The sequence below is a fragment of the Paraburkholderia sp. BL23I1N1 genome, from assembly GCF_003610295.1.
In the GTDB taxonomy this organism is placed as follows: domain Bacteria; phylum Pseudomonadota; class Gammaproteobacteria; order Burkholderiales; family Burkholderiaceae; genus Paraburkholderia.
The window spans coordinates 2,253,058-2,265,157 of the sequence record NZ_RAPV01000001.1 but is presented as its reverse complement, the minus strand read 5'-3'; the positions used below and the strand labels follow the sequence as shown (position 1 = coordinate 2,265,157).

The window sequence follows — 12,100 nt, the reverse complement described above, 5'->3', positions numbered from 1 at the left end:
TATTCAATAAGGCCAATTAACCGCCTAATCTTCACTCACCGGCCCACTGAGTGGGTCCAGACGCTCAAGGAGTGAAGCATGAAACAACGTCTCGACTTCTACAAAGCCAGCCCCGCCATCAAGTCATTGCTCGGCGTCGAAGAACGCATCGGCAAATCGGCCCTCGAAAAATCGCTGACTGAACTGGTCCGTCTGCGCGCGTCGCAGATCAACGGCTGCGCTTTCTGCGTCGATATGCACACCACGGACGCCCGCAAAGGCGGCGAATCCGAGCGGCGTCTGGCCACCGTCGTGGTATGGCGTGAAACGCCCTTCTTCACCGACCGTGAACGCGCCGCGCTCGAATGGACCGAAGCGCTCACGCTGGTCTCGCAAGAGCACGTACCCGACGCCGTGTGGCAAGCCGTACGCCCGCATTTCAGCGACGAGGAACTGGTCGACCTGACGCTGCTGGTCTCGGCCATCAACGCATGGAACCGCTTCGCGATCGCGTTTCGCAAGCTGCCGGCCTGAGCGTATTGCAGGCCTTGAGCCAGGAGTGGTCCTATGAAATTTCGTACGCTTATCGCGGTGGCAGCGCTCGCCGGTTTTTCCACCGCGGGAATCCCGCAAACCGTCTTCGCCGCCGGTGCAGCCGCTACACAGGAAACGATTACACCCGCGTTCACCGAGGCAATCGCCAACGTGCCGGGCAAAACAATGACGGCGCTCGTCGTCGACTATGTGAGCGACTTGCATTCGAAACCGGCCGTGCTTGCAATCGATGCAGTTTCCTGCTCGGATTAACTGCAACCGACGGAACGCGCGTGCTCGGATTATCTGCAACTGTGATTGCATTTAGCCGCGCGTGCTTGCATTCCATCGTCGCGTGCTCACATTATCTGCAACTGACGAAAGTCAGATCGGCAGCCCGGCCGCGAGCATCTTGTCTCGCAACGTCGCGGTCCGCACCGGGTCCAGTGAGTTGCTGAAGAGCGCCTTGATTTCCGCCGGTTTGGCGTCGAACTGCTTCACGAGGTCTTTGATGCGATAGCCGTGACGGGTCAGGGTCGGCTCCGCAAGTCGTTGCGCAGTTTCGGGTGACCGGCCAGTATCACCGACAGGCTCCCGTCGCCGTCCTCGACCAGTTCCATCAGGCGCTTCAAGCCCGTCAGGGTATTGCCGTTCAGGTCATGGGCTTCGTCGACGAACAACGCGACCGGGCGCTTGGAAACCTCCCCGTCAGACTATCGCGGGGACTGCGGCCGCCAAGTCCACGCCTGGCCACTGACAGGGAAGTTTTAATCATCGCGGCCTGACCGCTTAGCAGCGCTTAAAACTTGTGACGAACTGCGAGACGAACCGCGACCTGGTTCGAATTAGATGAAACACCGCCTGCGCCCGGAATGTAGGCGTTGTCGAGCACCGTACCAGTCTTGTCCCCAGCGACCTTCTGAAAGGCAACCTGAAGATAGAAATCGGTTCTCTTCGAGACGTTGTAATCAGCCATGAGCCCGGCCGTATGGTATTTCGGTTTGCCATTACCGGACGTTGCGTCCATGGTGGCAGCCGTATAGACGTACTGTGCCCCGACGAAGAACGCGGGCGTGAGCTGATATTTGCCGTTCACTTCGTAGTTCCGGAACCGAAGCGATGAGAGCGTTCCGCCATTGACCGGCGTAATCGAACCGACATACGCTGATGTGCCGGTAGCTGCCGGCTGGTCGACAACTGTGTTTGTGTAAGCAAATCCCACTGTAGCGCTGCCGAACGTGTAGTTGATGCCACCACCGAACACACGGAGGCGTTGTGACAGGAAGTTCGCATCATCGGTGGCTATTGCGCCCGCAGCGTTAAGTCCTGGATTATTTGCCTGCAGATATGCGGCAGCGATAAGCAGGCCACCATTCGCATACTGCGCGCCAACACTATACTGTCTGTTGTTGGCGAAGTTTGTACCGTTGCTGAAACTGTACGTACCACCAAACTGAAAGCCAGAGAATGCTGGACTCGCGTATTTCACCGTGTTGTTTACGCGAAACGAGTTGTCCGTATTGTCGTTGTCGTACGGATGTGCAAGCAGATAGCCACCCCAGTTTCCGTTTGCCGTTGTCTGAGCAAGATAGTCAACAAGAGAGTCGTACTGCCGGCCGAACGTGACCGTGCCGAACTTGTCACTTGCAAGTCCTACATACGCCTGGCGGCCGAACATCCGGCCGCCTTGCCCGAGCTTCCCGGAATTGACATCGAAGCCATTTTCCAGAGTGAATATGGCCTTCAACCCGCCGCCGAGGTCTTCCGATCCTCGCAGGCCCCATCGGCTACCCTGCGCGTAGCCGCTTTCGAGTTGATAAGCAGCTTTGCCTTGCGCGTTAGCGTTATTGGTGTAGTTGAAGCCTTCGTCATTCAATCCGTAGAGTGTGACAGTACTTTGCGCAAATACGGGGGACGCGAATGCAAGAAGTGCGGCGAAGGCAACGCCATGCTTTTTCATCAAGGATCTCCAGGTCAAAATATTATTTAAGCGGCTTTTTTTACAATGGAAAATTGTGACGCCTATCGGCGTTGCGAGCGTGCCGACACAAGTCGGCACGTCGACTGGTATGTAAAGCTAATTTCGTAGAGGCAGGCGCCGGATACCTGGCGAGTCGCCGGACTGCTGATGGAGCGCTAGCGAGAGTCGAACAGGACGAGTCCCGAATCCTGCTTCCTATGCGGATACCTTACGCCCCTGGCCTGCTTGTAACTGGCACCCACGCGTCACCCTTGACGCGATATAAAGTGGAGCTTGCGTTCTTCAGGTCACCATTTTTCTCGAACTGAATTTCTCCGGTGACGCCCTGGAAGTCGGTTGATTTGATTGACGTGTTAAAGACCGACGGCTTGACAGAATCGGCCTTCTGCATGGCCTTTATCGCGAGCGTGGCAGCGTCGTATGCAAACGGAGCGTACGACAGCATATCGACACCGTACATTCTCTTGAAATTGGTCTGGAAGGCTTTGCCCTGCGCAAGGGTGTCGATGGGATGCCCATACTCCCACGCCATGGCGCCTTCCGCCGCTGTACCTGCCAACTTGATGAAGTCGGCATCCATGACTCCCCCTCCGCCCACAAATTGCGCCTTCATGCCCAGTTGCTTCATGCGCTTGACAAGCATCGCCGCCTGCGCATCAAGCACGCCGCAAAAGATCAGGTCTGCGTTGAGACTTTTTATATGAGTGAGCTGGGAACTGAAGTCGACTGCCTTATCGTTGGTAAATTCCCGGTCGATGACCGTCCCACCGCTCGCGGTAACGGCCTTGACGAACTCGTCGGCCTCACCCTGCCCAAATGCCGTCCGGTCGTCGAGAACGGCAATCCGCTTGGCGTTCGAGACTTTCACCGCGTAAGCGCCCGCTGCGCCGGCATTTTGAGCATCCGTCGCGATGACGCGGTAAACCGTGCTCAGCCCCGCCTGTGTGATCGTGGGATTCGTGGCCGATGGAGTCAACATAGGGATTCCAGCCTTGGCGTAGATCTGCGATGCCGGCAACGTCGTACCTGAATTGAAGTGACCAACCACAAATACCGCGCCGTCATCGACGAGTTGCTGGGCAACCTGGACACCGAGACGTGGATCCGCCTGATCATCCTGCGACTCAACCTCGAAGCGAACCGGCACACCACCTATGACCGGTTTGTGTGAATTTTCCTCCGCGACGGCCATTTTCACCCCGGCTTCGATGTCCTTGCCGTACACAGCGTTACCTCCTGTCATTGGCGCTGCAACGCCAACTTTCACGATGATCTCCTGAGCGTTGCAAGCCGTGGCTCCTAGCAGCGAGAGTGCGCTCAGCGCAACCGATGACCGCCAGACGAAAATGCATGAATTCATGGCAATTCCTTAAATAATATTATAATGTAGTGCTACATATTTAAAATTCTTAATCAATTACAGAATCAGCCGCTCATGGATGACCGGTGTGCTTCATCTGCGGTGATTCCGTACTTCACGGCTTCCGGTCGAGTTTGTTCGATACCACGCCGGCGCACACGATCAATCAGATCGTCTTCGATACACCCGCCTGACTCCGAATCGACTACTTGCCCGTCCTCACGGACGGACAGCATCGCGCCCTCTGGCCGCGGCGATGATCCCCAAGTCTTGACCACGGTGACAAGCAGCGCGCGGCGCCCTGCTTCAATCCACTGCGCACTGCTTTTCAACACTTCAAGGTCGACGCTGTCCATGATAAAGGCTTGTGTGGGAATCCACAGGATGCGACAAAGACAGCGCGTCATTCAGGCATCGAATGGCCAGTGCGCTCTCTCGATGCCGCCCCTATCTCAATGTGAGGATGCAACGTCGGCGTGGACTGGAGCGCGCCAGGTGAGGCCAATGATGACGCCGAGTACGCAGAGTGCAGCGATATACCAGGCGGGCGCCATGACGATGCCCTGGCGACCCACCATGTACGAGGCCACTGCCGGCGCGGTGCCACCGAAGATCGCGTAGGCCGTGTTGTACGACAGCGCAAAGCCCGTGAAGCGGACTTCAGGCGGGAAGCTTTTCACGATGATGTACGGCCCGAGCGTGATGGTCCCGATCAGGAAACCGCCTGCGATATAGAGCGGCCACACCGCGCTACTGCCCGAAGTCAGAGCGAAGTAGAAGGCGCCTGTCACAACCAGCATCGCCATGCTGCCCAGCGCGTAAGCGTTACCGCCGCCAATCCGGTCTGCGGCCCAGCCTGCAACCGTACTGCCGATAATCAGCCCTAGGATCGACCAGGAGTTGTTGGTGAAGACCGCTTTCGCTTCATAGTGGAACTGCGACTGCAGGAAGGTCGGCGTGTACAGGAAATACAGTACGAAGATGCCGGAAAAGACCCACGTGGCCAGCAGCGATACGACGATCGCACCACGGTGATGTTTGAGCACGACCGACAGCGGCAGACGCGAGTCGGCGGCACGCTTGGCGCGCAGCGCCTCGAAGACGGGCGTTTCGTGCAGGTAGCGACGCAGGTAGACGGAGATCAGCCCAAAGATGCCGCCGGCAATGAACGGTACGCGCCACCCCCAACTCTTCAGGCTATCCGCATCGAGATTGCCCATCAGGTATTTGGCGCTTAACGCACCGAGCAGGATGCCGGTGCAAAGACCCGACATCAGCAGGCCGCACGCGAGACCCACGCGGTCACGGCGCACGTGTTCCGAGCAGAAGATCCAGGCACCCGGCACTTCTCCGCCAACGGAGAGACCCTGAAGGACGCGGCACAGCAGAAACAGCAACGGCGCGGCCATGCCGAACATCGCATAGCTGGGCAGCAGGCCAATCAGCAACGTGGGAAACGCCATCAGGAACAGGCTGAGCGCGAACATCTTCTTGCGGCCAATCCGGTCACCGAAGTGGGCGAAGAAGATGCCGCCGATCGGCCGAACGAGGTAGCCGGCGGCGAAAATACAGAACACTTCGAGCTGGGCGAGCCATTCCGGTGTGTGCGGCGGAAAGAACACCGTAGCGAGCAGTTTCGTGAAGAATACGGCGACGATGAAGTCGTAGTATTCGAGTGCGCCGCCCAGGGAGGCGAGCCCTAGCGTCTTGATGTCGCGCCAGGACATCGACTGCCCGCCTAGGGCAGCCTCATTCGATCGTACAGGGGTAGTACTCATTCGTTGTCTCCAAACACATGAAAGTTGACGCTTGGCAAAACTGCCAACCCATTTGATCAGTATGCTGACTATATGGGTATATGACTAGCACACCAACGAATACTCGGGTCAAATACTTGCGTGACGCTTCTCTTAAGTTGACTCTTAAAATCAGGTCAATCTCTGCCACCCGCGACGGTTTGCCAACTTGGCGGTAAAATCGTCAGCGCACTGACAGATAGGTTTTTATCCCGAAAAAACCGGGAATGCAACTGGGGTTCCCCCAGGGGCATCACGTCAAGGAACGCAGACGGAGTGTCTGCCGCTCTTGCGCACGCTACGCCTGCCTACCATGACGCAAGCGCCAACGACTATCAGCGCTAGACAGCAGTTACACTTGTCGTGAATGACGGCACTCTTTGAAAAGGATGAATATGGGCACAGTTACGGAGAAAAAAACTGCCGTCTCGGATTCGGCGATTGAGACCGGTCACCTCTGGCAGCGTCCGGGCTTCCTGATCCGGCGCCTCAACCAGATCCACGTCGCGCTGTTCTTTGAAAGCTGCAAGGACTTCGCGATTACGCCGGTTCAGTACGGCTTGCTCACAACGCTGAGCGAGCGTCCTGGGCTTGACCAGACCTCACTCTGCGCTGAAGTCGGCGTCGACCGCACGACGATGGCCGACGTTCTCCGGCGCCTGGAAGAGCGGGGGCTTGTCAAGCGTGAGCCTAGTCCCGCCGATGGACGCCAGAAAATCGCCAATATCAGCAGCAAGGGGCGGCGTGTCATGAACGACATGTACGAGAGCATGCGCGAGGCTCAGGTCCGATTTCTGGCTCCTTTGGACGCCAAGGAACGCATTGAATTCATCCGGATGATGATGCAACTGGTCGAAGGCAACAACCAGTATGGCCGCACATTGCTCAAACACTTTGACTGAAAATATGGCGTCCTGGGACGCCATATTTCCGCTCTCAAAACCGATGCAATATCCCCACTCGCGTCAGCAGTTGCCTGTCGTTGCTCGACGCGCTCGACACCGCCATGATCCACGCCTGCGGGTTGTTGTCGCCACTCACCTTCTGATACACGGCTTCTGTGTAAAGTACCGTGCGTTTGGACAATGCATATCGAACACCCACTGAGAACTGGTTAGCCTTGTCGCTGGCAAGCACGGCATTGCCTTTCATCAATTCGTAGTCTCCACCGACCGAAAGTGCCGGCGTAATCTGGTAGTGCGTACCGATCTGATACACGTTGATGGTTGCGTTGTTGGCCGTGTTTTTTGTGTTCGTGTACAGGACGTTAAGCGCGGCCAGACCGAACTTATACTCCGCCCCTGCCCCGAAATTTCGTATCCCTGCCATGCCGTTCGCAAGCTGCGCATATCGTTGGTAGGTATATGCAACACCGGCCGAAAAAGGCCCGTTAGCATAGTTAGCGCCGAAGCTCTTACCATCGTTCTGCGCGATCGCACCGGGTACACCGCCAAAGCTGTAAAGCGCACCGGCCGAGAATCCATAGTACGTTGGCGTCGTGTATTTCACCGAGTTGGAGATAGCCGTGCCCGACATGCGGTCGAAATTCGCGTTCCCTGACGAATTTCCCGGAATGCCAAGTCCCGAAAATGGTCCCTCGCGAAAACCGTACAGCCCCGCGATGTAGATCGAATTGTCAAAGCGCAGCAACGAGTCAATCATGAAGTCGTACTGTTCGCCGAACGTCAGTTTCCCGTACTGATCGTTCGACACGCCCACATAAGCGTTACGGCCAAATAGTCCGCCGCCGTTCGTTGGAAAAATTGCGCCGGTGCCGAGGTTGAACTGGTCGATCAATTCAAATATTGCCTTGTTACCGCCGCCGAGATCTTCCGTGCCGCGCAGGCCCCACAGGTTCGGCATCGCGATGCCGTTGTCCATCGTGTAGTTGTGCCCGCCCTTCTGATTGATGACCATTGTGACCCCCGCATCGAGCGCACCCCAGAGTTGCACGGAAGATTGCGCGCGCGCCGGAATGGCAGCCGCAAGAGTACACGCCGTTGCAGCAACGGCCCATGAAGTTCTCATCGCCAAACCTTATATGCAAGATTGTACGAAGATTTCCTTTGCCAAAATCAACAAGGAAAATCTTCGCTATATAGGGAAATATGGACTACTGGGAAATGTCCCGGCGAAACGTTTCCGGAACGAAAAGCACACCGACTATTAGAGAGAGCACTGCAATCGCAATCGGATACCACAGGCCGAAGTAGACGTTTCCGTTCGCAACGGCCATGGCTGAAACAACGAACGGCAACATCCCGCCGAACCAGCCGGATCCCAGATGGAACGGAAGTGACAGCGAGGTGTAGCGGATTCGGGCGGGGAACAGTTCAACCATGAACGCCGCCATCGGACCGTAGACCATCGCGAGATACACAATCAGCAACCACATAAGGAAGATGACCATAGGCGCATTGATCTGCGCCGGGTCCGCATGCTGCACCCAGCCAGCGGCCAGCAGCGCATTCTCCAGGTCGTGCCGATCGCTGCCGTGCACGGTGACGTTGCCAATCGTGGTGGCCGCCGACTGCTTTGGTTGCAATGGCATCTGCTGGTATGAAACGCCCGATGCACTCAGGAACGAACGAATGCGGTCGCAATCCGTTCTCGGTGCGGCAAACAGCGAAAAGTGGCAGTCATCTGCGTGAACGATGACAGGCGAGCTTTTCTGGAACGCCTCCAACTTCGGATTCGCGTAGTGGGTCAACGCGTGAAAGATTGGCTGCGTCGTTGCGGCGAGCAACAGGCAGGCTGCCATCATGATCCACTTACGCCCAATGCGGTCCGAGAGCCAGCCGAAGATCAGGTAGAACGGAAAAACGCATACCAAGGCGATGGCCAGATAGAGGTTCACCGTGTTAGGCGCGACCTTCAACGTGTTTTGCAGGAAATACATCGAGTAGAAGTGGCCGGTTCCAAACACAACGCCAACACCGGACGCGGTACTGAACAGCATGATCAGCACGTACTTGAGGTTTTCCCACTTGCCGAAGCTTTCGCTGATTGGAGATTTCGACAGTTTTCCCGCGTGCTTCATACTCTGGAATGTGGGTGACTCGGCCAACTTCGTACGCAGGTAAACAGAGATCACCAGCAACACGAGTGAAACCAGGAACGGCACCCGCCAGCCCCAATCCTGAAACGATGCGCTCTCCATGGCGGACCGGCTCGCGCTGACAACGCCGATGGATGCCAGCAAACCCAGTGTGGCAGTCGTTTGCAGCGAGCTGGTATACAAACCCCGGCGCTTGGCTGGCGAATGTTCAGCCAGATAGGTAGCCGCCCCACCCGTTTCACCACCCAGCGCAAAACCCTGCAGAAGTCTTAGGCATACGAGCAACAGCGGCGCGAACATGCCAATCTTTGCAAACGAAGGAAGCAGCCCCACACCCACTGTAGCGACACCCATCAGGACAATGGTCGCCATGAAGGTATATTTTCGGCCGATCCTGTCACCGAGCCGACCAAAGAATAGTGCGCCGAGCGGCCGCACGAGGAACCCCGCGCCGAATGTCGCGAGACTGGCCAGAAAGGCCGTGGTCTCATTTTCGCTGGGAAAAAAGAGCGTACTGAATGTTCCCGCCAGGGCGGCATAGATATAGAAGTCGTACCATTCGAGCAATGCCCCAAATGAGGACGCGATGATAAGCGTAAATTCGCGGCGCGTGACAGCGCGCCGCGATGGCTCCGACGTTGAGATGTCCATTCCCACTCCTGGCTGCACGGTTCGCTCCACAGATATACTTAGTTATACGTAATTATTGAAAGGTGGCTCAATATAGACGGACCCTCGTTGACACACGTGGCGATTCGAGAGGCGCTACTGATCGACATCGGGCGCGTCCCACCTGACGCGCCCTCTTACTTCACACCGGCTACATATTTCCGAGAACGCTGAGTGCTTCGTCCCGGGTCATGACGGCGGCATACTTCTGTGCCATATCAAAGAGGTTGGCCTCGTGCGGGGCGATGGCGCGGTCGCCCACGCAGTCGGAAAGTACGAGCGGACGGAAGCCGTACTGCATCGCGTCAACCACGCTCGAGCGCACACAGCCGCTCGTCACCGCACCAGCGACCAGCAGCGTCTGCACGCCACGCTGCGCAAGCCACGCAGCCAGCGACGTGCCGAAGAATGCCGAGGGCACCGTCTTGCGCACCACCAGTTCGCCCTCACGCGGCGTGAGTTGCGGCACGATGGCGCTGTTGTGCGTGTGCTCCTTGAGTGCGAGCAGACCCGGCACCTTCAACGTAAAGATGTTGTGGTCCGCATCGTCGTCCGCGAACACGATGCGCGTGTGGGCAATGGGCCAGCCGCGCTCGCGCGCATGGGCCAGCAGAAGAACGGTGCGCTCGATGGCCGGTGCGATGTTGCCCCCGCCAAACACCTCGGGGTCGGCAAAGCCGTTGACAAAGTCGACGATAAGCAGACCCACCGGCGCCTTCGGTTCGAGCGTCGAGCCAAAGCTCTGGCGCTGGTAGGTATCAAGTTCATTGGACATGCCGATTCCTCACTTATCCAGCACCTGGCCGTTGCGCACCACCGCCTCACCATCGAGGAACACATCGCAGTGACGCAGTGGAATGTCGATATGGCAGGTGGTTGTGCGCTTGCCACCCGCTTCGTTGTTCGGTCCGAGCGAGAACAGGAAGTTGCCCTCGAAGGCACGCGCGTCCATGCCGATGGTCGCCTCCCGGTCATACAGCCCCAACGTTGACCAGTGCGCGCGTGGCTGAAGCCCCCAGCCGATGTGCGAGATGGCGTATGCCTCGGGGTCCCTGAAGGTGCCCATGTACTCCTTGAGCAGGTCCGCGTCCATGCCGCCCTCAATGCGGGTGGCAAAGCCGTTCTCGACGGTGAACTCGATCCGGTCCTGCACATAGCACTTTTGCGGCAGCAGGATGTCGCCCCGGTCGATTACGATGCGCCCGTAGGCGCGGCCTTCGTCCGGGAACGTCAGCGCAAAACCGCTGGGCCAGTGATCCCACCGGCCTGGCGTGTCGACGAAACCGTATTCCGCGATCGCCTCGAATTCGCCGATCGGACAGTGGAAGTCCGTCCCGGCGGCCGAAATAATGTGCATTTCTTTGGACCGGTTGATGCGGGCCTGAGCGGCCAGCACCCGCTCGCGGTCGGCCAGACTTGGCACGAGCCGCGTAAGCACTTCAGGCGGCTCGACTGCGAGCAGGATCTTGGTGCCGGTATTCAGAATGTCGAGTTGCTCCGGCGAGAACAGCAGCGTCATCAGGTCCAGAACAAGGTCGCTCGCCTTGAGCGCGGCAATCGCTGCGGGGTTACCCGTGAGCGGTGTCGTGCCAAGGTATGCGAGCGAGTCGCGGCTGAGCGCCTTCTCGCCATTCACCGGCGGCAGGTCCAGCCGGTTGACGATCGCACCCATTGACTGCGTCGCGATCAACGCGGTCGAGAGCGTTTGCGCATGGGTGGCCGCGCTCGTCAGAATCGTGACAGTCTGGCCCGCTTCAAGGCGCGAGAGTGTCAACACCTGCTTCCACGCGTCAACCATCTGGTAATCGCTGACTGGCATCGTGTTCTCCTTGAAAGAGGGGTGTCAGGCCCGGTTGGCGGCCAGAACCGGCAGCGGCGCGCCCAGGAAGTCACCGAACGCGCGATAGAAACCGTGTTCGTCGTCCCACGGAATCATGTGGCCGGCGTCGGACACGTGCGAGTGCTTGAGCTGCGGCACCAGCGTGTGGATCTCCTCGATGTCTTCGAGTCGGACCACGTCGCCGCGTCCGGCCGTCATCAGCAGGACGGGCACGCCGACGTGCGGCAGGTCCCCATGCACGTCATCGGTATGGAAGCCCCGAAAGCTCGCGATCACGGCGCGCTCGTCACACGTGTGCAGCCACTCGGCGCGCAGTTGGCGCTGCTCATCGGTCCAGCTGGGACAGAACGCGCGCATACCCTCGGCGTCCGTGCCTTCGCGCGCGAGGCGCATCGAATCGACGTACCAGGGCAGTTGCGACGGATACGGGCGACGGCCCGGACCGGACACGGGCGGATCGAGCATGACCAGCCGCGCAAGACCGTGCGGCTGCGTGCGCGCGGCGCGTACGCCAATGCGGCCGCCCATCGAGTGGCCCACCACGCTGTAGCGCGTCAGCCCCAGCGCCTGGGCGAACGCGACCAGATCCGCGGCCTGCGCATCCAGGCTGTAGTCCAGTGTGTCCGATGCCGAGGACAGGCCCCGGCCACGAACATCGAGCACATAGGTGTCGAACGTCGTGCCGAAGTGCTCGCCGACGAAACCCCACGTCACAGCCGGACTGGTTATGCCCGGCACGATGATGACGGGGTCGCGACCGGCGCGCGCGCCGGTCGCGACCCCGTAGCGCAGGTAGTGCTGGCGGATTCCGTTCGCGTGAACGTTGCCGCCGTAGAGGAAGGTGGATGTGTGGCTCATACGGGTCTCGGCGTCGTTATCGGAG

13 protein-coding genes and 1 pseudogene are annotated in these 12,100 nt (G+C 58.5%); 3 read left to right on the top strand and 11 right to left on the bottom strand.

Annotated features, from left to right (window positions below; all coding sequences use genetic code 11):
* The first annotated feature begins 78 nt into the window (after positions 1-78).
* Together B0G76_RS10665 and B0G76_RS43660 are read left to right on the top strand one after the other, a co-directional pair.
* A complete protein-coding gene (locus B0G76_RS10665) occupies positions 79-513 on the top strand; it encodes a carboxymuconolactone decarboxylase family protein (protein WP_120291949.1) in 435 nt (144 codons plus the stop codon).
* A gap of 33 nt (positions 514-546) precedes the next feature.
* Complete coding sequence (locus B0G76_RS43660; protein ID WP_409076706.1) at positions 547-786, top strand: hypothetical protein; 240 nt, start codon at positions 547-549, stop codon at positions 784-786.
* Positions 787-897: 111 nt separating this feature from the next.
* Here B0G76_RS43660 and B0G76_RS10655 read toward each other — a convergent pair whose 3' ends face one another.
* The 6 genes and pseudogenes from B0G76_RS10655 to B0G76_RS10630 all read right to left on the bottom strand — a co-directional run bounded on the left by B0G76_RS10655 (position 898) and on the right by B0G76_RS10630 (position 5,632).
* Positions 898-1,014 (bottom strand): phosphoribulokinase, encoded by a 117-nt coding sequence (locus B0G76_RS10655; protein WP_220700740.1) that lies wholly within the window; start codon positions 1,012-1,014, stop codon positions 898-900.
* A gap of 29 nt (positions 1,015-1,043) precedes the next feature.
* Positions 1,044-1,193, bottom strand: coding sequence for a hypothetical protein (locus B0G76_RS10650; protein ID WP_183082023.1), 150 nt, complete (start codon positions 1,191-1,193; stop codon positions 1,044-1,046).
* Between the two features lie 119 nt (positions 1,194-1,312).
* Positions 1,313-2,473: a porin gene (locus B0G76_RS10645; RefSeq protein ID WP_120291945.1), complete on the bottom strand. Its 1,161-nt coding sequence runs from the start codon at positions 2,471-2,473 to the stop codon at positions 1,313-1,315.
* 229 nt (positions 2,474-2,702) lie between these two features.
* A complete protein-coding gene (locus B0G76_RS10640) occupies positions 2,703-3,854 on the bottom strand; it encodes a branched-chain amino acid ABC transporter substrate-binding protein (protein WP_120291943.1) in 1,152 nt (383 codons plus the stop codon).
* An 83-nt stretch (positions 3,855-3,937) separates the two neighbouring features.
* A pseudogene (locus B0G76_RS10635) lies at positions 3,938-4,210 on the bottom strand (XdhC family protein); the annotation flags it as partial.
* A gap of 96 nt (positions 4,211-4,306) precedes the next feature.
* On the bottom strand, positions 4,307-5,632 hold the full coding sequence (locus tag B0G76_RS10630) for an MFS transporter (protein WP_183082022.1): 1,326 nt from the start codon (positions 5,630-5,632) through the stop codon (positions 4,307-4,309).
* Positions 5,633-6,045: 413 nt separating this feature from the next.
* Here B0G76_RS10630 and B0G76_RS10625 point away from each other — a divergent pair, with 413 nt between their 5' ends.
* Positions 6,046-6,552: a MarR family winged helix-turn-helix transcriptional regulator gene (locus B0G76_RS10625; protein WP_120291941.1), complete on the top strand. Its 507-nt coding sequence runs from the start codon at positions 6,046-6,048 to the stop codon at positions 6,550-6,552.
* Positions 6,553-6,586: 34 nt separating this feature from the next.
* Here B0G76_RS10625 and B0G76_RS10620 read toward each other — a convergent pair whose 3' ends face one another.
* The 5 genes from B0G76_RS10620 to B0G76_RS10600 form a co-directional block, all read right to left on the bottom strand.
* Positions 6,587-7,678, bottom strand: coding sequence for a porin (locus tag B0G76_RS10620; protein WP_120291940.1), 1,092 nt, complete (start codon positions 7,676-7,678; stop codon positions 6,587-6,589).
* An 85-nt stretch (positions 7,679-7,763) separates the two neighbouring features.
* The gene (locus B0G76_RS10615) at positions 7,764-9,359 is read right to left on the bottom strand and encodes an MFS transporter (protein ID WP_120291938.1); all 1,596 of its coding nucleotides are present in this window, start codon (positions 9,357-9,359) and stop codon (positions 7,764-7,766) included.
* 169 nt (positions 9,360-9,528) lie between these two features.
* Positions 9,529-10,152: an N-carbamoylsarcosine amidohydrolase gene (locus B0G76_RS10610; RefSeq protein ID WP_120291936.1), complete on the bottom strand. Its 624-nt coding sequence runs from the start codon at positions 10,150-10,152 to the stop codon at positions 9,529-9,531.
* 9 nt (positions 10,153-10,161) lie between these two features.
* Positions 10,162-11,196 carry a 2,5-dihydroxypyridine 5,6-dioxygenase gene (locus tag B0G76_RS10605; protein ID WP_120291934.1) on the bottom strand — a complete coding sequence of 345 codons (1,035 nt, stop codon included), beginning with the start codon at positions 11,194-11,196 and terminating at the stop codon, positions 10,162-10,164.
* Positions 11,197-11,220: 24 nt separating this feature from the next.
* Complete coding sequence (locus tag B0G76_RS10600; protein ID WP_120296295.1) at positions 11,221-12,075, bottom strand: alpha/beta fold hydrolase; 855 nt, start codon at positions 12,073-12,075, stop codon at positions 11,221-11,223.
* Between the last annotated feature and the right edge of the window lie 25 nt (positions 12,076-12,100).